Annotated in this window: 18 protein-coding genes; 13 read left to right on the top strand and 5 right to left on the bottom strand. The window is 70.1% G+C overall.

Translation table 11 applies throughout. The features are described 5' to 3' along the window. Positions 1-24: 24 nt before the first annotated feature. The 5 genes from CJ226_RS06730 to eccD all read right to left on the bottom strand — a co-directional run bounded on the left by CJ226_RS06730 (position 25) and on the right by eccD (position 5,164). The gene (locus CJ226_RS06730) at positions 25-348 is read right to left on the bottom strand and encodes a hypothetical protein (RefSeq protein ID WP_062635388.1); all 324 of its coding nucleotides are present in this window, start codon (positions 346-348) and stop codon (positions 25-27) included. 4 nt (positions 349-352) lie between these two features. After that, the gene (locus tag CJ226_RS06735; protein WP_102208720.1) at positions 353-1,078 is read right to left on the bottom strand and encodes a hypothetical protein; all 726 of its coding nucleotides are present in this window, start codon (positions 1,076-1,078) and stop codon (positions 353-355) included. An 82-nt stretch (positions 1,079-1,160) separates the two neighbouring features. Next, entirely contained in the window at positions 1,161-2,471 is a 1,311-nt protein-coding gene (locus tag CJ226_RS06740; protein WP_062635393.1) for a S8 family serine peptidase, read from the bottom strand. After that, complete coding sequence (gene eccB, locus CJ226_RS06745) at positions 2,471-3,826, bottom strand: type VII secretion protein EccB (RefSeq protein ID WP_062635395.1); 1,356 nt, start codon at positions 3,824-3,826, stop codon at positions 2,471-2,473. The genes CJ226_RS06740 and eccB overlap by 1 nt, the downstream gene beginning before the upstream one ends. A 3-nt stretch (positions 3,827-3,829) precedes the next feature. Beyond that, on the bottom strand, positions 3,830-5,164 hold the full coding sequence (eccD, locus tag CJ226_RS06750; protein ID WP_062635397.1) for a type VII secretion integral membrane protein EccD: 1,335 nt from the start codon (positions 5,162-5,164) through the stop codon (positions 3,830-3,832). 157 nt (positions 5,165-5,321) lie between these two features. On the opposite strand from eccD, the gene CJ226_RS06755 reads away from it, so the two are divergent. From CJ226_RS06755 to eccCa, 13 genes are all read left to right on the top strand, one after another. After that, a complete protein-coding gene (locus tag CJ226_RS06755; protein WP_062635399.1) occupies positions 5,322-6,056 on the top strand; it encodes a hypothetical protein in 735 nt (244 codons plus the stop codon). A gap of 191 nt (positions 6,057-6,247) precedes the next feature. Continuing rightward, a complete protein-coding gene (locus CJ226_RS06760; protein WP_062635402.1) occupies positions 6,248-6,562 on the top strand; it encodes a WXG100 family type VII secretion target in 315 nt (104 codons plus the stop codon). A 41-nt stretch (positions 6,563-6,603) separates the two neighbouring features. After that, positions 6,604-6,885, top strand: a complete 282-nt coding sequence (locus CJ226_RS06765; RefSeq protein WP_081811619.1) for a WXG100 family type VII secretion target — start codon at positions 6,604-6,606, stop codon at positions 6,883-6,885. Positions 6,886-7,009: 124 nt separating this feature from the next. Beyond that, positions 7,010-7,399, top strand: coding sequence for a hypothetical protein (locus CJ226_RS06770; RefSeq protein WP_062635404.1), 390 nt, complete (start codon positions 7,010-7,012; stop codon positions 7,397-7,399). Further along, positions 7,399-8,760 (top strand): S8 family serine peptidase, encoded by a 1,362-nt coding sequence (locus CJ226_RS06775; protein WP_062635406.1) that lies wholly within the window; start codon positions 7,399-7,401, stop codon positions 8,758-8,760. Before CJ226_RS06770 ends, CJ226_RS06775 begins: the two co-directional genes overlap by 1 nt. Before the next feature lie 173 nt (positions 8,761-8,933). Then, entirely contained in the window at positions 8,934-10,142 is a 1,209-nt protein-coding gene (locus CJ226_RS06780; protein ID WP_062635408.1) for a hypothetical protein, read from the top strand. Positions 10,143-10,196: 54 nt separating this feature from the next. Then, positions 10,197-11,306 carry a hypothetical protein gene (locus CJ226_RS06785; protein ID WP_045264294.1) on the top strand — a complete coding sequence of 370 codons (1,110 nt, stop codon included), beginning with the start codon at positions 10,197-10,199 and terminating at the stop codon, positions 11,304-11,306. After that, on the top strand, positions 11,303-11,626 hold the full coding sequence (locus tag CJ226_RS18285; RefSeq protein ID WP_062635410.1) for a hypothetical protein: 324 nt from the start codon (positions 11,303-11,305) through the stop codon (positions 11,624-11,626). Before CJ226_RS06785 ends, CJ226_RS18285 begins: the two co-directional genes overlap by 4 nt. Then, positions 11,623-11,910, top strand: a complete 288-nt coding sequence (locus CJ226_RS06795) for a WXG100 family type VII secretion target (RefSeq protein ID WP_062635412.1) — start codon at positions 11,623-11,625, stop codon at positions 11,908-11,910. The genes CJ226_RS18285 and CJ226_RS06795 overlap by 4 nt, the downstream gene beginning before the upstream one ends. Further along, positions 11,898-12,758: a hypothetical protein gene (locus tag CJ226_RS06800; RefSeq protein ID WP_146008211.1), complete on the top strand. Its 861-nt coding sequence runs from the start codon at positions 11,898-11,900 to the stop codon at positions 12,756-12,758. The genes CJ226_RS06795 and CJ226_RS06800 overlap by 13 nt, the downstream gene beginning before the upstream one ends. A gap of 93 nt (positions 12,759-12,851) precedes the next feature. Further along, positions 12,852-14,216 carry a hypothetical protein gene (locus tag CJ226_RS06805; protein ID WP_102208722.1) on the top strand — a complete coding sequence of 455 codons (1,365 nt, stop codon included), beginning with the start codon at positions 12,852-12,854 and terminating at the stop codon, positions 14,214-14,216. Beyond that, positions 14,213-15,448 (top strand): FHA domain-containing protein, encoded by a 1,236-nt coding sequence (locus CJ226_RS06810; protein WP_180964551.1) that lies wholly within the window; start codon positions 14,213-14,215, stop codon positions 15,446-15,448. The genes CJ226_RS06805 and CJ226_RS06810 overlap by 4 nt, the downstream gene beginning before the upstream one ends. Continuing rightward, positions 15,445-19,106 (top strand): type VII secretion protein EccCa (gene eccCa, locus CJ226_RS06815; RefSeq protein ID WP_102208724.1); only part of this gene is annotated, 3,662 nt, incomplete at its 3' end. The genes CJ226_RS06810 and eccCa, both read left to right, overlap by 4 nt.

Consider the following 19,106-nt stretch of genomic DNA (forward strand, 5'->3'; position numbering starts at 1 on the left):
TGGCGATGACCCGCTGATGATCGCTCACGACTGCACTTCCCACATGCCGTTGATGGTGCTGACACTCTCGTCTTCGCGGGCGATGAAGAGATCGCGGACCTCCCGCAGCACCTGGGCACCGTCGGCCGCGGATGCGGAGCCGGCGGACAAGTAGGACGCGACGGCGGTGATGATCTCGCTGTACTGCGCGTAGAGCTCATCACCCTTCCAGCAGAAGGCTGCGTCGGACGAGTGCATCGAGTTCGTGGCGGCGGAGGCGTCGGCGAGGCGAGATGAGATGTCGTCCCACACCGCAGCATCGCTGCCAAGGGCTTCCGCCGCAACCTTGATCTCTTCGGCTGAGAGCATGCGCTCAGCCTCCTCTCGTCAGCATCCGGATGAGTTCGACGGGATCGGCCATACCTTCGGCGTACTCGGAAAGCGGCGTTCCCTCGAAAGGCGCAGACGGCGTTGCGGCCGCCACTGACTGCCGGGCGTCGGCCATCGCTGCCCGGATCGTGGCGGTGACCGCGCCCCCGTCGGCAGTGTGAAGCCACGAGACGTCGAGTTCCAGGCCGATCAGCGTTCCACTGCTGTCCAAGGTGACGGTGGCATGGTTGTGAGCGTCCTTACCGTGATGCACCTGATTGGCGCGCTCCGTCAGCGCGGCGAGAGTCGCGCTCAGCTGGGATGAGAACGTGTCGACGAACCGGTTGACGTTCCTATGAAAGGTGTCGCCGTCAGCGGCTGCCACGAGTTCCGAGATCTCATGCGCGCTTGGGAGCGGCGAGGGTACGGGCGATGAAGGCACTGCCGCGGCGTCCTGGGTGAAGCTCTCGCCCCACGCCGTGAGGCGGGCAATGAAGGCGTTGTTCACCGTCTCCATGATTACGCCAGACAAAGCCTCCGGCCGGACGGATGCGCGCCAGAAACTTCCGATCGAGATGTCGATCGAAGTGTCGTCTACGAGGACGGATACTTGACCGGTCGCGTCCTCTACCGGATCCGGGCCCAGGCTCTCGGTGGCTGCGCGCATTTGCGCAGTCTTCTGCGCCAGCTGCTCGTACAGCTCGTAGATCGCTTCGTTGTCGTGCGTCAACGTCCCCCCCGGGTCACCATCTTCAGTGTGCTCTTAACGTACACGACCGACGCGCGCCGCGGCCGGCTCAGTCACGAGAGATTCAGTCCCCGGGCTCGGGGCGGTCGAGGAGGCCGCCCTGTCGGTCGACCTCGACCGCCGCGTCGGCGGGGGTCTCCCGGCGTCGCCGGAGGACGATGAGGATGCCGAGGACTCCGAGCAGGCTCGCGCCGGCGATCGCGGCGATCAACGCCACCTCGCGGGTGAGGACGAACGGCGGCACGCCGTGGTCGGGCTCGACGCTCACCGCCGGGGGCCGCACGGCGCTCTCGGCCGTGTCGAAGAAGGGGCTGACGGGTCCGCGGGTGGTGGGGTCGGGGAGGAGCTGAATAGCGGCGGAGGGCCGGATGAAGCCCCAGCCGTTCACGTCATCGCGGTTGTCGGCATCCGCGCGAAGTGCGGTCGCCGTGAGCCGGTACGCCCACCCCGCGGGCGGATCCTCCGGGTGCGCCTCGGCGACCAGGGCCGCCGCCGCGCTCACGTAGCCGGTCGCGAAGCTCGATGCCGGGGCGTCGGAGGCGAACAGGCAGTCGCCGCCGCCGGTCGCCGCGGTGAGCACGTTCGCGCCGGGGGCCGTGACCCCGACCTGCGGACCGTGGATCGAGCTGTCGGTCGCGAGCCCCGTCGCGTCGGCCGCGCTCACGCCGAGCGCCTGTTCGTAGGCGGCGGGATACCGGGCTCCGTCCTCCGCCTCGGGGTCGGAGATCCTGTTGCCGCCGCTGGCGACGACGAGCGCTCCGACGGCAGCCGCGTGCTCCACCGCGCCCCGCAGCTCGGGGGAGTCCATCGCCTGTGACGACGAGACGTTGATGATGTCCGCGCCGTTGTCCGCCGCCCAGTTGATGCCGTCGGCGAGGCGCTGGGCGCTCGGGCCCCACCCCTTGTCGACGTCCTGCGCCGAGTCGCTGCGGAACGCGCGCACGGACAGCAGGCGCGCGTCGGGTGCGAGGCCGACCACGCCGGACCCGGAGACGGGCTGCGCCGCGATCTGCCCGGCGATGGCCGTGCCGTGCCCGGTCAGATCGCTCAGGCCGTCGCCGCGCTCCCCGTCGCCGACGAGGTTCACGCCGCCGACGACGACACCGGCGAGGTGCGGGTTGCCGGCGTCGATCCCGGAGTCGACGACCGCCACGACGACGCCTCTCCCGGTGGCGAGGCGGTTCGCATCCTCCGCCCCGAGGGCTGCGAGCGCCGACGGCGCCTCGGGAGCGAGCACGACGGTGCCGGGCTCACAGGCGCCGGTCGCCATCGACACGATCGTCGTGGGAGCGGTCGGCGCGGCCACCGCGGCGGCCGGCGTCCCCCACACGGCAGCACCCACCACGAGGGTGGCGAGAGCGGCGCGGCGGCGCATCACTCGTCCCCGGAGCCGGGCGACTCTCTCGCGGCCTCGGTGGTCAGGGCCGGCCCGGCGGCGAAGAAGTCGATCCACGCGCTCGGCACCCGCCCGACGTCGCCCGGAGCGTAGCCGAGCTGGGCGAGCGGGCCGCTCGCCGCGTCTTCGGCGGACTCATCCAGAACGGCGCCCGGAATGGCGTAGGCGGTGCCGGACTCGTCGACGAGCACGGCCATGCCCACCGCCTCCTCCGACGGGCCGCTCGTCTGCACGAGGGCGCCACCGCCGACGGTGACGGCGACACGGTCGCGATCCTCCGGCAGCTCGGTGCTCGTGGACCCGAGGACGGTGCGGGCGTCGTCGCCCAGGACGGCGCACGGGGTCTCGCCGGAGGCGAGCGGTGTCAGCGGAAGCGTGGGCCAGTCGTCGCCACCGGCGTTCGGCACGGTGGGAACGTCGGCCACCTCCGCCGGCGACACCTCTTCCTCGTCCGCGCCGGCCTCTTGCGCGCTGCCGAGCAGATAGAGCTGGTACGCGAGCGGGCTGAGGCGCGCGAGCTCTCCGGTTGCGAGCGCGACGTAGCGCTCGTCCGCGGGGCTGCCCTGCACGTGCACGATCGTGCCCGCCGTCAGGTCGGTCCCCGGCACCCGAGCGCCGACGGCGTTCAGCCGGATCGGCTCCAAATCGACGCCGCTCTCGAAGAGGTTGAGCCAGCGGCCGTCGACCTCGATCACGTCGCTGGTGCCGAGACCGACCGCGCGCAGCACCGCGTTCGCGTCGTCGGCGGGAACGGCGTAGCGGAGGCCGTCGGCGATCACGAAGAGCTCGTCGCCGCGTTGCACGACCGCGCCGGTGCCCGTCGACGGTGCGGCGATCGGCTTCCCCGACAGTGAGACGGCGGTCCCGGCGGAGTCGTCGACGCACGCCGTCCATGCCGTGTTGATGAGGGCGCTCGGGGTGGGCAGATCGTCAGGGGCGCCGAGGATGCCGATCGAACCGCCGACCGGGATGCCGTCGAGGGCGGCCTGATCCGTGCGCACGACCTTGAACTCGCCGGCGGGGATGAGCAGGCGGGCGCTGGCGGTGTTGATGACGGGGTACAGCGTCCCCTCGACCGAGACGTAGCGGGCGCCCGTGTCGGTGGCGACGATGAGGCGGTTGTTCTGCCAGTCTCCGGGGAGTCCCGGCTGCATGATGCCCCAGAACACGCCGACGAGGATCACGCCGACGGTGAGGGCGATGCCCGCGATGACGGCGCGCAGCGGCTTGGCCGGTTCGAGCTCCTTGCCGCCGGGGGCGCCGCCGGTGAAGGCGGAGAGGAGCCGTCGTCGGCTGAAGCCCTGGGCCTCGATCAGGTCCTTCTTGGTCGCCATCGGTCAGACGAGCCCCGCCGTGATGACCCCGAGCGGGAGCAGGAGGGCGAGCGCGACGACCTCGACCGTGTCGCCGAGCCGCGTGAGGCGGAGGCGGGCCTTCGGCGTGAGCAGCGTGAGTCCGATGAGCACCACGGTGGCGACCACGAGGATGAGCAGCATCCACGTGCGCACGTCGGGGAGGGCGAGGGCGACGGTCACACCGGTCGCGGCGAGGCCGATCGCCCCGATCGCCATCAGCACGAGCACCCCGAGACGGGCGTGCATCTGCCGCGACTGGAACATCATGCCGACGAAGGCGAGCACGCACAGCACGGCGCCCGTGACGCCGCTGGCGGCGACGAGCGGGGTCGCGATGAGGGCGGCGAGGCCGAGCGCGGCACGGAGCGCGATGAGCGTGCGGGTGCCGGCGGCGGCGCGACGCTTCACCTCCTCGGCGTCGATGGGCTGCGGCGCGGAGAACATGTCGGCGTCGCTCTGCGGCGAGATCACCCGGATGCGGGTGGAGCTCAGAGCCAGCCAGGGGATGCCGTTCGCGAGCAGCGCCGTGGTCGCGAGCATCAGCGCGTACGAGGCGAGCGGGTCGCCGAAGACCGCGGCCGCCGTGGCCGTGATCCCGATCGAGGCGCCGAGGGCGATGGGCACGAGGTGGATCTCGGGCTTGTCCTGGGTGACGGCCAGGCTGAGGCCTCCGACGACGACGAGTCCGAGCCCGAGAGCGGCGAGCGGCCAGCCCCAGATGCTCTGCGCGGGGACCGCGAGGTAGCCCGCGAGCCCGCCGTACGCCGCGGCGGTGAGGCCGAGCGCATGACCGGCCTCGGGCTGCCGCAGCCGCATCAGCACCGCAGCGGCGACGCTGAGCACGACCGCGCCCGATCCCGCGATGATCGCCGGGAGCAGAGACGTCGGCGGCGTCGCGATGAGGAGCACGGCGCAGAGGGCGAGGAAGGTGAGGCTGACGAAGAGGGCGGTCCGGGAGCTGTCCGCGGGGGTCCAGGAGTTGTGCTGCTCGGCCGTCGCGTCGATCACGGCTTCCACGACGTCGTCGTAGATGCGCGGCTCGCGCATGAGCCCGCCGCGCACCAGGGTCAGCAGCTCGCCGTCGTGCACGCCCTGGGCCGCAGCGCCGCGAGCGGGGTCCAGGGGTGTGCCGTCCGACCGCTGCAGCGCGTAGCCGCCGTGCGTGAGGGTCGGGTCCAGCACGCCGAGACTGCGGGCGAAGCCGGGGATGATCTCGACGAGAGGGACCTGCGACGGCACCCCCACGTCGAGCCTGCGGTCGTCGCTGACCACGGAGATCCGCAGCACGGTTCCTGCCACGGTGCCGCTCTGGCTCATATCGGTGGTGTCCCCCCACGTGTGTGATGCTCTCCCGCCGCAGGCGTTGCGGGGGTCCGGCCCGGACTCACTCTAGTTGACAGGCCAGATACTATCTGTTGCGCACGCGCGGGCAGGGGCGACGGTTTCGCGCGGCGAAGGGGAAACGGAGGGGATCATGCACGATGGGCTTGCACGCGGGGCGGGGTGGCTGTCCGTCTGGGCGGCGGGAGTGCTGGGCATCGCGCTCGCGTTGAGCGCATGCGCTCCGGCTTCGCCGGTCCAGCCGATCGCGACAAGCATCGACGACCTGCAGGCGGAAGCCACGGTCGAGAACTTCTTCGAACTCCTCGAGGACGGAGATGCGCGATCGGCAGTGTTGATGACCGACCTCGACGTCGACATCGACGCCGATGAGGCGCTGCTGCTCGCCGACGAGGTGTATTCGTCTGTCGATTCGAGGCCTGAACTCGTCGAGGCCACCCAGGCGGAGACGGTCGCGGACGGCGCGCAGGTACAGGTGCGGTATCAGGTCGGAGACGACACCAGGGACGAGACCATGCAACTCGTCCGCATCCCGAAGGAGGGCACGGTCCCCGAGCACCGTATCGTCCATCTGTCTTCCGAGACGGTCGGGGTGGACATGTCGGGTGCGGAACGGCTGCCCGACGGCACGGAGTACCGCATCAACGGCGTGGACGTGACTGCCGCGATCGTCGCGGCCGTGCAGGATGCGTCCGCCACAGGAGGGACACCGCGCGTGCTGGCGTTCGGAGGTAGCTACCCCATCGACGTCGTGGTTCCGGGCAGCGACGGATTCAGCGACACGTTCCTTCTCGAGGTCCCGACCTTCGTCGGTGGCGATTCCGCCGGCGAAGGGTTCGCGGACTTCGTCAGTGAATACGGGTTCTGAGTGGTAACGGCGCAGATTTATCGATCGCATGGAGAAATTTCCATACGGATCTGTCCAGGCCGTTGGAAATGGGCACCGACCTGCCTTAGCCTATGTGCGGAAACAGATTGTCGGGGGTTGTTCCGAAGTCGTCCCGTATCGGGAAGGCGCTCCCCCGCGTGTGTCCTCATGGGGACCGGAGGGAGTGAGAAATGACTGATGTCATCTCCGCAGAAGAGGGGGCTCTGCGTCGCGGAGCCCAGGCCGTGCGGGAGACGAAGACCGGGATCGATCAGCAGACCAAGAAGGTCCGCGGTGAGATCGAGCAGCTGCGCGGGTTCTGGACGGGTGCGGCCGCCGCATCGTTCACCACGCTGATGTCGCGGTGGGACGAGCAGGCTCGTCAGCTCAACGAGGTCCTCGTGACGCTCGAGGATGCCCTCGCCGGCACCGAGCGCGACCAGGCCGCGACCGAAGAATCCCACCAGCAGACCATCGCGGGCCTCGGCTCGATGATGGGCGCCTGAGCGCAGTCCGCAGAGATTTCAAGGAGAACATGATGCAGTCGATGTCCGTTCGCCCGGAGCAGGTCAACGCTCTCGCGGCGCAGATCCGCAGCGGGTCGCAGGGTATTCGTTCCGAGCTGGACCGCCTCGAGTCCGAGGTCAGCAAGCTGCGTGCGGCGTGGGATGGTGCCGCGCAGCAGGCCTACGACCAGGCGCAGGCCAAGTGGAACCGCTCGCTGAGCGAGATGCAGCAGCTGCTCACGCAGATCGCCGGGAAGACCGAGGAGATCTCGGGTCAGTACGTGCAGACCGACAAGTCGGCTGCGGGGCGCTTCGGCGCGTGAACCCGGGGCGCGGGTCTGGCGCAGCGATGCGTCGGGCCCGCGCCGTCTGCTGTGCTTTTCGGTGAGCCACCGGACGGTACAGCAGGCGTGACGGGATCGCCGGAGGAAAGAAGAGGGGGCGTCGATGACCATCGGAATCGACCTTGATCAGATACTCGCTGAGATCAAGCGCATTCAGCGGGACATGCAGCAGCTTCCTGCTGCATCCGAGGTCGCCGTCTCGGAAGGTGGCGTGTCAGAAGCGACCGCGGATTTTCGCTACGCCGTCAAGCGTGTCGCTGACGGCATGGGCGAGGCGACACAGAACTCGATCGTCGCGCTGAACGACGCCAATGAAGCCATGCGTCTCGCGGTCTTGGATATCGCAGAACAGGATGCAGCGATCGCCGACGAAGCGAAACTCATCCTCTCCTTGTTGGATTCCGCCGTGGAGCAGGCTCCGCCTCACGCGACCCCCGCAGCGGCGCAGTCGTCCGAGACATCGACGGACGAGCCGAAGGACGCGGACTACTGATGAAGCGCGGACGACAGCTGATCGCTTCGCTGATCGGCGTAGTCGCGATGAGTATCGCGGTCGCTGTGCCGGCGGCCGCAGCGGATGCGTCCGAGGGCGGGTTGTGGTATTTCAACCGGGGCAAGGTGCAGGCCGCACAGGACGCCGGCCTCGACGGTTCCGGAGTGACGATCGCCGTGATCGACACCCAGGTGAATCCGGATGCGCCGGGCCTGCGCGGCGCTGATCTCCAGGTGCGGGAGGAATCGTTCTGTTTCGACGAGTCGGGAAAGCGGTATGACGCGATCTCCTCGGATTACGTCGCGGCGAATCACGGCACGAATGTCGCCTCGATGATCCTGGGCACGGGAGAGGCGGTCGGCGGTACCCCGATCAAGGGTGTGGCGCCGGGTGCGACGGTGCTCTATTACAACTCGATGATCACCACCAGTACGCCGGAGGGGAACGATGTCGAGTCCACCTGTCTCCAGGAGAACGGCGAGCTGATCAACGACGATCTGAGCGATGAGGGAATGCGCCGCCCCTCTGGCCTGGCAAAGGCGATCTCGGCTGCGGTGGACGACGGTGCGGATATCATCTCGGTTTCGCTGGGCGGGCTGGTCGACGCCGCGGATTCGGTGGCGAAGGCTCATGCGGCCGGAGTCGTGGTGTTGGGTTCGCTGCCGAACGTGGGCGGGGTCGGTGACTGGCCTTCGAGCTACAACGGTGTCGTCGCCGTGCAGGCGTTCGGTCCTGACGGCAAGATCCAGTACTCGACGTACGATCCGGTGCTCGCCGAGCCCTCGCCGAATCTGAGTGAGGACGTGAAGGTGGCGTCTCCGGGGCTGGAGATCATCGCGCAGGGCACGGCGGACTCGTGGGACGCGCAGCAGCTGCGTTCGGGGACGTCATTGGCGACGCCGGTCGCGGCGGGCTTCCTGGCGGTCGTGAAGCAGAAGTATCCGGAGGCGACGTCCAATCAGCTCATTCAGAGCATGATCCACAACACCGGGACGAAGGGCGAGCACGAACCGGAGTGGAACAACAGCGTCGGATATGGGGCGATTTCGCTCTCCGGCATGCTGGCTGTCGATCCGACGAAGTACCCGGATGTGAACCCGCTCTGGGACGCCGACGATGAGAACGCGGTTCCCGAGCAGGCAAACGTAGACGAGGAAGCCGCACTGCTCGCCGCGAGCGCTTCTCCGGAGCCGACGAGCGAGGCGGGATCTGACTCGGGTACCGCCGGCACAGATCTCGCGCCGCTGCTGATTGGCGGCGGAGCGGTGCTCGCCATCCTCGTCATCGGCGGGGTGGTCCTCGCCGTGGTGCTGACCAGCTCATCACGACGACAGAAGACGCAACAAGGGGGAGACCGATGACTGGACCGTACGAAACCGAGCTCAATCGCATTCGCGGACTCGAGGACTGGCGTATCCCGAAGGCCACTTCACTGCAGACGGCGCTCACATCCCTCGTCGGTGCACTGGGCAAGGTGTTGGAGTCTTCGGCTTGGAAAGGCAGTTCCTTCGACGCCGCGCGAGACTCGCTGGGGATGCTGCAGGAGAATTTCCGCATTCTCGAGACCTATGTCGGACAGCTCACCGATGCCATCGAGAACGCGAATGCCTACCGCCGCAACGCGGCGGCGGCGGAGCTCCCGTCTACCCATGTTGACCCGTTCTGGGCGAATGCCGCCAAGGTCGGTTCCGTCGTCGTGCACCCCGTCCTTGGCCCGCTCGCTGCGGACAAGGCGCTGGACGTCATCGGTAGCTTCCTCGGCAACAAGCGCGAGGAAGAGGCGAAGCGCATCGTGCAACGGATCGAGGCAGGCCTCGCGCCGTCTGCGAAGTCCCTCACGGCCGCGTCGGCGACACTGGCGAACTTCGATCCACGGGTCGCGGTTCCCACACCGCCACCGAAGCCGGTGGACCCGGGCACGGATGTCACCGCTCCGCACATCACCTATCCCGGAGGTGGAAGCTCTCCCGGTGGCTCCATCCCGGGTGGCGGAGGTCACGCTGGAAGCGTGAGTCCGCCCGCCTCCCCCGGCGGTGGACAGATCGGCGGCCTGAACCCGGGTGGTTGGGAGCCGACCCCTCCCGGTGGTGGTTGGGAGCCCACTCCCCCCGGTGGCGGTTGGGAGCCGACCCCTCCCGGTGAGGGCGGCGACGACCCCTCGATCGACTCTCCCGGCGGTGGCCTGCTTCCGGGCGGGCCCGGTGGCGGTCTTCCCGGTGGTCCCGGCGGCTCGGGCTCCGGCTCGCTTCCCGGCGGCGCCCTCCCGGGCGGCGTCTTCCCCGGCGGTGGCGGGGGCCTCGGTGGCATCGTGGGCGGTGGCGCCGGCGCGGCGGCGATCGCAGCGAGCTCGAAGATCGCCGGCTTCGGCAGCATGGGCGGACTCGGCGGTGCGGGCCTGGGCCCGGGTGCCGGTGCCGGGCTCAAGGCCGGTGGCGGTCTGCTCGGTAACTCCGCGGTCGGTGGTGTTGGCGGCGTCGGTGGTGCGGGCGGCCCTGGCGGTATGGCCGGTACTGGCGGCGTCGGCGGGGCGGGTGCCGCGGGCACCGGGTCTTCCGGCGCGGCAGGGGCCGGTGGCCGACCCGGCATGGGCATGATGGGCGGCGCCGGTGGCGCCGACGAGGAGGAGAGGGCGAAGCGTTCGGGCCTCGGTGGTCCTATCGCGCCGAAGCTGGAGGACGACGAGGAAGCTGGCCCCCGCGCCAAGGGTGCTCGCGCCGGGTCCCGCGACGAGCCTGCCAACTGACAGAGAGATCAGCAGGGTCTGTTCGGGGGGACGGCGAAGGACGGAGGGGGCGTCATGAGCGACACGGATTTCTGGCTGAACGCGGCCGGGCTGCGTGAACAGGCGGGAGCGTTCACGCAGTACGCGGACCAGGCAGCCAGCGCGAGGGCGTGGTTGGAAGACCGAACGATCACGGACGACGGGAGTTTCGACGCATACACGCGTGTTGCCGGTGCCGCGATCGAGATCCGGTCATCGTTGATCGACTGGTTCGATCACCTCGAGCAGGTGCTGGACGGTGTAGCCACCGAGCTCATCGCTGTGGCCGACGAGGGCGAGGGCATCGACACCGAGCAGGCCGCGCTCATCGACGCGACCGATCCTGACGTCTACAACGACAACATTCAGTCGCCGTCGGGGCGGCCGGAGATCGCCCCCAGCTACGACCGTACTGACGACTCACTGCCCGTATGGGGGCCGCCGACAGGGGGAGCCGCCTTCTTCTGTGACCTCGGCACCCATGACGAGCTGAACCAACTCAGCACCAATCTCGTCCCGGGGGATCTTCTCAGCCCGAGCGAATGGATCGACACGGTGCTGGGGTGGTTGGGTGCGCGGACACTGCCGCAACGCGTGTTGGAGACCTACGGCGGCCGCTGGGGCGATATCCGGCAGTTCGTCGACACGATCAACGGTCTGGCGTCACTCGTGGACGACATGCGGGGGCACCTGTCCAGCGCCGCGGCATACGCCGGCATCCAATGGCAGGGTTACGCGTCCAACAGTGCACAGGCCTATCTCGCTGACCTGCTGAACGCGCTCTCCGATGCGCAGCACGCCCTCGCTGACGCGGGTACGGTCTTCTCCGACTACTGCACCGGCGTGATCCAATCCGCTGAGCAGATCGCCGGCGCGATCTATGGGCTCTACGACGCGATTCTCGTCGCGGCTGCCGGTGCGGCTTTCGGCACCGGCACCGTCTGGAGCGGCGGCGGCGGACTCATCGGCTACGGCACCGCCGGTGTCTCGCTGCTGTGGGCTTTCAAGAAGCTCGCGGACGTCAATGACATCCTGCAGGACATCTCGGACCTGTACTCGATTCTCGAAGCCCTCGGCAATCTGTCCGGCGATCTCTCGAACTTCGCCGCGACGATGCCCGTGCCGACGATGGAGCAGACCTCATGAGGGTTGACGGTGCAGCAGACGACGGCGCGGAGCCACTCGACCCGATCGCGGCGTTTGCAGGGCGTGTGGGAGGGGAGCGGGCACCGTTCGCGCTCCCAACGGTCGCTGCCAGCGCACCGGTGCTTCTCCAACTGACGAAGCAGATGCGCGAAGTGCGTGCCGCCAGCGATGACCCGCACCTCCGCGCTGTTCTGGACGGCATACTGGACGGACGTGCTCCGCTTTCGACGCTGCTCTCCGCCGGAGTGCTTCCCGCTCCTCCTGCGGTGATGCCGCAGGGGTTGCGGGCGTTGTTGGAGATGAACGAGGAGAACCAGTGACGATCGGGCTGAAGACCTCGATGGCCAGGGGCGCGCTCGCGGGCGTCGTCGGGGGGATCGACGAGATCGCTCGTCTCCTCCAGGCGCTCCAGGAAGAGACCGCCGTGCTCGAATCGCGGTGGGACGGTGAGGCACGCGAAGCGATGTCCGTCGCAGTGCGCGACTGGACCGCATCGGTGGAACGGCTGCGACTCATCGGACGTGAGGCGAGCCGCCTCGCGGGTCAGGCGGTCGAACGGGTGGACGAGTTCGATCGCCGCCGAGCTGGCGCGTGGCACCGGTGATGCGGCGGGCGACGGCGCTCACGTTGGCTCTGGTGTCTGTGGCGCTGACGCTCACTGCGTGCGCTTCCAGCGCTGCGACGGAACTCATCGTCACGTATGAGGCGGGCGGCGAGGAGCGCACTCTGACTCTCACCCCTGATCAGGTCACCTGTGACGCGGGGAGTGCGCACGGACTCGCGATCTCGAACGATCCGCAGGGACGCTTCTCGATCCGGCTCGACAGTGACCGCCGGGGATCGGTCGGCGCCGGAAGCGATGAGGGACTGGTGCTCTTCGAAGGCACGGATCTCGACCTGAGCGCGTCGGGTACCGTGCTCAGCATCGGGGAGTCCGACGGCGAAGTTTCCCTCGTCGAGGGATGGGCGCCTGGTGACGATATGAACGTCACAGCTGATGACGCCGAACGATACCCCGCGAGATTGTCGGGAACGGTTGCCTGCGAGGGATCGGTCGTTCTGCCGACTCCCGACCAGGGAGCCTCCGGAACGCCGCCCGCGGAGGGCGTGAGCGTGCGGTTCGCGGCCGGCGGCGTCGTCCATACCTCGGTCTTCGTGCCGACCGCTGTGTCGTGCGCGGACGGCGTCATCGCGACTGGCGTCGAACCGTACCCTGGCACCCTCTCCTTCGACGACTCCGGGCGGGTGCGAATGACCGTGTCCGACGACGCAGGGACGACTGAGTTCCGCGCGGATGGCGCAGATGTCGTGGCTGAAAGCAACGGCTCATACTGGCTGAAGGGAATCCGCGGTGATGTGCAGTTCTGGGAGGGCCAGGCCGGGGGAACGCTTTCGCCCGATGCGGCGCAGCCAGGAACCGGCACGCTCAGCGCACTGATCGAGTGTGAATAGCGTGGTAGGTGCGACCGGGGGCATCGTGAAACCCGGGACCGCTTGCGGCGGTGCCCCGGGGCGAGAGTCGTGCGCAGTGGATAGGGTGCAGGTGTGTCAGTCGAGATCGTAGAGCGGCGTCGGATCGTCCTCCAGAGCGAAGACCGCCGCATCGACCTCTCCCTGCCGCTCGACGAGACGCTGGAGGACGCGCTCACCCTGAGCGGGATCCCCGACGCGGACCGATTCGTCACGATCGGCCCCGGGGGATACGAGATCCCCGGCGACACCGAGTGCGAAGACCTCGTCGACGGCGGCCTCTACGCGCTCATCGACCGCACGGCTTTGGCTCCGCAGGCGCGCCCGGTGGAGAAGGCGACGGGCCCGACGCGCGTCGACCACGGCGCACGGTGGTGGCTGCTGGCCGTGAGCGGGATGCTGCTCGTCGCAGTCTTCGCCCAGGGCGCCGTCGATCCTCTGATCCGGCTGCTCGTCGCCCTCCTCGTCGCCGCGGGCGCGGTCGGTGGCGCCGTCGCGTGGGCGCGACGCGACTCCGCGGCGGGGGTGCGCGGCATCCTCGGGGTGCTGGCGCCCGTGCTGCTGTCGTTCGCTGCCGGCGCGCTCCTCATCCCGGCCGGGCTGGAGGACGCGTCGCACCTGTCGACCGCCACCGGGTTCCTCGCGGCCGGCATCACCACCGCGATCATCGCCGTCACGGCCAGGGTTCGGCCGATGCGCGCCGCGGCCGGGACGGCGACGGTGCTGCTCGTGGGCCTCGCCGCCGTCTGGGGCCTCGCCCTGCTGCTGCGGTGGGGGGAGGCGGAGGCGGCCGCCCTCTCGCTCGGCCTCGTGCCGCTGGGCCTGCGTGCCCTCCCGAGCAGCCTCGTCAACCTGCCCGAGGGCTACTTCATCGACTACAAGCACTTCATGACCAGCCGGTGGACCGTGCGCGGGGCCATCCCCGACTCGGTCGGGCTGCTGCGTCCGGAGCGCATCACCGCGGTCGTCGACGATTCCTCCGCGCGGCTCATCGCGGGCACCGCCGTGCTGAGCATCGTGGCCGCGGTGATGGCTCCGGTCGCGTTCCTGCGGCCCTGGCCCGACGATGCGTTCGTGGTCTCCGGCGGGATCGCCCTGCTCTGCTGCCTCGCGCTCGCCCTGCTGCTCACGCCGCGGCACACCACCTCGCGCCTCCTCCGGTGGTTCCCCCGCGCCGCAGCCGCCGTGGTCTGCCTCGTCGCCGGCATCCAGGTCGCGGCGGCCCTCGGGAGCGGCTTCCATCTGCTGGGAGCGGCCCTGCTGTTCCTCGTCGGGTTGGCGGCGGTCGCCGTCGTCATCCCGGTGTCCAAGGGCGCGAAGTCGCTGGTGTGGTCGCGGGTCGGAGACGCGTTCGAATGGCTCGCCGTCGCGCTCGCCCTGCCGTCGGCGCTGCTGTACGCGAATGCGCTCTCCCTGGTTCGTGGAATGATGGCCGGATGAGCGGGAACGGCCCATCACAGTCCTGGCCGAGCGGGGGTCCGATCCCGCCGATGGCGCCCGGCGGAGACCGTCCGGGGGAGATCCCCGCGCTGCCGCCCGCCCTGATCGCGGCGCCCCCGGGCGTCGACGGCACGCCGCTCCGCCAGACGCCCGCGCCGCCCACGCCGATCGCCTCGTCGCGACGTACCGTCCCGCGGCCTGCCGAGGGACTCGGCCCCGCCTTCCGCGGAGCCCCGGCGGGCACCATCCAGCGGATCGCGGCCTTCACGCTCGACGCGGCCGCCGTGTTCCTCGCTTCCGCCGTCGTCCTCGTGCTGACGCAGAGCGTGCTGCTCGCCGGCCTCACCGTCTTCGAGCTCGCCCTGTTCCTCTGGGTGCTGGAAGCGCGCACCGGCCTCACCCTCGGCAACGCCGTGCTGCGCCTGCGCAGCGCGCGCGCCGACCGGCCGTGGTCGCCGGGGATCGGGCGCCAGTTCGTCCGCGGCATCATCACCGGCGCCGGCTTCCTCGTGGCTGTCGGCAGCTGGGTCGTCGTCGCCTCCAGCGCCTGGGATCGCGGCGGCAGACGGCAGTCCTGGGCCGACCGCGTCGCCGGCACCGTCGTGGTCGCCGTGCCCGCCAAGGCGGCCGTCGAGGCTCCGCCGGCTCCCGCCGCGGTGGAGGCCGCTCCGCTCGCTCCGCCGCAGGTCGTGCCGTTGGTGGCGTCGCCGTCCGTCGTGGACGAGGACTCCCAGCCCACCGACGCCCGCGCCGCCTCCCGCCGCACCGAGACCCCGGAACCGGCGGCCCCCGGATCGGATCGGCCGCTCTTCACCGTCGCCCCCGCCCCGGCCCCGCAGACGAGTGCCGAGGCCCCTGCCCCCGAGACCGGGGCGCTGCTGCTCATCTTCGACACCGGTCAGCGGGTGCAGCTCGCCCTCCCCGTGGCGGCGAACCTCGGGCGCGGCCCCGTCGCCAGTGCCCACGACGACCGCCTCATCGTCGTCACCGACCCCGACGCTTCCGTCTCCAAGACCCATCTGCGCATCGAGCACTCCCGCGGCCGCACCTGGGTCACCGACTTCGGTTCCACGAACGGCTCCGACGTCCGCAGCGACGACGGCCAGACGACCGAGCTGGTCGCCGGCGAGCGCGTGCTCCTCGACGATGCCGACCGTGTCCGCATGGGCAACCGCAGCTTCACCATCAGCCTTCTGCTGGGCACCGACAGCAGCGCCGGAGAGAGAGCATGACAGGACCCCGTCTCGCCCCGCCCCGTGTCCCCTCCGGGAGGCTCCCGGTCCAGGCCCCGCCGGAGCTGCAGCCGAACGACGGCGGCATCGGGATCCTCGGGTCGCTGCTGCCCATGCTCGGCAGCGTCGGCGCGATCGTCATGGTCACCATGTCGAACCAGTCCGTCACGGGTCTGCTCACCGGCGGCATGTTCCTGCTGTCCTCTCTCGGCTTCGTCGCCGTCAACGGCTGGCGGCAGCGCTCTCAGCGGCAGGCGGCCACGCTCGGTGCCCGTCGCGAGTACCTGGCGTACCTGACCGAGCTGCGGCAGACCGTCCGCGTCGCCGCCCGGCAGCAGCGCCGCTCCGCGAACTGGCATCTGCCGGCGCCGTCGACCCTGCCGTACCTCGCGGAGGAGCGCACCCGCGTCTGGGAGCGCGGCGTCAACGACCCCGACTTCCTGTCTGTCCGCGTAGGGGTCACCGATCAGCCGCTGTGCGTCACGCTCGAAGCTCCGGAGCTCCCGCCGCTGGCGCAGCTCGACCCTGTCGCCGCCTCGGCCGCGCACCGCTTCATGCTGACGCACGAGGTCCAGAAGAACCTCCCGCTCGGCGTCACCCTCCGCGACTACGCCCGCATCGAGATCACCGGCGACGAGGACGAGACCCGGGCGCTGGCCAGGGCCATGCTGCTGCACGCGGCCACCATGCACGACCCCGACGTGCTGCAGATCGTCATCGCCGCGGACACCGGAGTGCTCCCGCAGTGGGAGTGGGCGAAGTGGCTGCCGCACACGCACTCGCGCACCGTCCGCGACGGCCTCGGCGCCGCCCGCATGATCGGCTCGCAGCTGTCCGAGCTCGAGGACATGCTGCCGCCCGAGGTGCGCGAGCGCTCGCGCTTCGCCCGCGACGGCTCCGGACCGAAGACGCCGCACATCGTCATCGTCACGGACGGCGCCACGACGTCGTTCAACGACGCCCTCGTCACCGGCGACGGCGTCCAGGGTGTGACCGTGATCGACCTGCCCGCCCGGTGGGGCGACCTCGACGACCCGAACGCCCTGCGCATCGCGTTCGAGACCGGCGGTGCGAGCACACGCGCCGAGCTCGTCAGCCTGCAGGTGCCCGCACGCCCGTTCGAGGCCGACGCGATCACCATCGTCGAGGCCGAGGCGACCGCTCGTCGGCTCATCGCCCTGTACTCGGGCGGCACGGCGATCGCGAGCAAGAAGAGCGCGACCGGCCAGGCCGAGCTCGTCGAGCTCCTCGGTCTTCCCGATGTGCGCGACCTCGACCTCGACGCCGCCTGGGCACCGCGCCTGGAGCGCGACCGGCTCCGCGTGCCGATCGGCCAGACCGAGGACGGCAGCCCGCTCATCCTCGACATCAAGGAATCGGCGCAGCAGGGTATGGGCCCGCACGGCCTCATCATCGGTGCCACCGGCTCGGGGAAGTCGGAGGTGCTCCGCACGCTCGTGCTCGCGCTCGCGATGACCCACTCGCCGGAGCAGCTCAACTTCGTGCTCGTCGACTTCAAGGGTGGCGCGACGTTCGCCGGCATGGCCGACATGCCGCACGTCTCGGCCATCATCACGAACCTCGGTGAGGAGATCTCCCTCGTCGACCGCATGCAGGACGCGCTCCAGGGCGAGATGGTGCGCCGACAGGAGCTGCTGCGGGCCACCGGTCCGTTCGCCAACGTGGCCGACTACGAGAAGGCGCGTCGCGGCGGCCGCACCGACCTGGCGCCGCTGCCGGCCCTGCTCATCGTCGCCGACGAGTTCTCCGAGCTCCTGTCGGCCAAGCCGGAGTTCGTCGACACGTTCGTCAACATCGGCCGGCTCGGCCGCTCGCTGCAGGTGCACCTGCTGCTGTCCTCCCAGCGGCTGGAGGAGGGCAAGCTGCGCGGCCTGGACACGCACCTCTCCTACCGCATCGGTCTTCGGACGTTCTCGGCGGCCGAGTCCCGTACGGTCCTCGGCGTGCCGGACGCCTATCACCTGCCCACGCAGCCGGGCGCCGGCATCCTGAAGTCCGACACCGAGACGATGACGCAGTTCCGCGCCGCGTACGTGTCCGGACCACCGCCGCGTCGTCGTCGTCGGGCCTCGTCCGGCTCCGGCCAGAGCACGGGTTCGACCGCGGTCGAGCTGTTCACCGCCGCGCCGGTGTGGCGGGCGGAGGCACCTGTGGACGAGCCGGAGGTCGTGGTCGACGCCGAGCCGGAGGAGAAGCGCAACACCTTCGAGATCGCGGTCGAGTCCATGAAGGGACGCGGCCCCGCGGCGCATCAGGTGTGGCTGCCGCCGCTGGTGACACCGGCCACCCTCGACCAGCTCTTCGGCGACCTCGTCGAGGACCCGTCGCTCGGTCTCGTCTCCCCGCGCTGGCGGAAGGCGGGAGCGCTCACGGTCCCGCTCGGCATCGTCGACGTGCCGCTGGAGCAGCGCCGCGAGAACCTCGCGGTCTCCCTCGGCGGTGCAGCCGGCCACATGGCCATCGTCGGCGCGCCCCTGAGCGGTAAGAGCACGCTCGCGCGGACGACGGTCGCCGCCCTGGCGCTCACGCACACGCCGCAGGAGGTGCAGTTCTTCGTCATCGACTTCGGCGGCGGCAGCTTCACCAGCATGCAGGACTTCACGCACATCAGCGGCGTTGCGACCCGGTCCGAGCCGGACGTCGTCCGCCGCACGGTGGCTGAGGTCACCAGCCTGCTGAACGCCCGCGAGGTGTACTTCCGGCAGCACGGCATCGACTCGATCGACGCCTACCGGCAGCGCCGCGGGCAGGGACTGGCCGACGACGGCTACGGCGATATTTTCCTCATCGTCGACGGATGGGGCACGCTCCGCGCCGAGTTCGAGATGCTCGAGCCGCAGATCCAGGCGATCGCCGCCCGCGGTCTCACCTACGGCGTCCACGTCGTGATCACGGCGGCGCGCTGGATGGAGATCCGGGCCAACATCAAGGACCTCATCGGCACACGCATCGAGCTGCGTCTGGGCGACCCGACGGACTCCGAGGTCAACCGCAAGGCGGCGGAGAACGTCACGGCCATCCCCGGCCGCGGCCTCAACGACCGCGGTCTGCAGATGCTCACGGCGCTGCCGCGTGTCGACGGCGTGGACGACGCATCGAGCCTGCCCGACGGGATCGACGACCTCGTGGCGCGCGTCGCGGCGGCGTGGCACGGACCGGCCGGACCCAAGCTGCGCCTGCTGCCCTCGCGCATCAGCCATGCCGATCTGCGCGCCGTCGCGGCCGCGCAGTCGCCGGACGGCGGGGAGCCCCGCGAACTCCTGCTGGGTATCGACGAGGCGAACCTCGCCCCGTTCTCGATCGACCCCGTCGCCGAGCCGCTGCTGTATCTGTACGGCGACGCGGACTCCGGCAAGTCGTCGATGCTCCGCGGCGTCGTGCACGAGATCACGCGTCTGTACGGGCCGACCGAGGCGAAGATCTTCGTCGTCGACTACCGTCGTGCCCTGCTCGGCGAGATCCCGCAGGAATACCTCGGCGCCTACCTCACGTCGCATGAGATGACCGAGGGCGGGATGAACGAGCTCGCGCAGTTCTTCCGGAGCCGCATCCCCGGACCCGACGTCACGCCCGACCAGCTCCGCAGCCGGTCGTGGTGGAAGGGGGCGGAGGGTTTCGTCCTCATCGACGACTACGA

Origin of the sequence: Microbacterium sp. UMB0228 (assembly GCF_002871415.1) — a bacterium.
GTDB lineage: Bacteria > Actinomycetota > Actinomycetes > Actinomycetales > Microbacteriaceae > Microbacterium.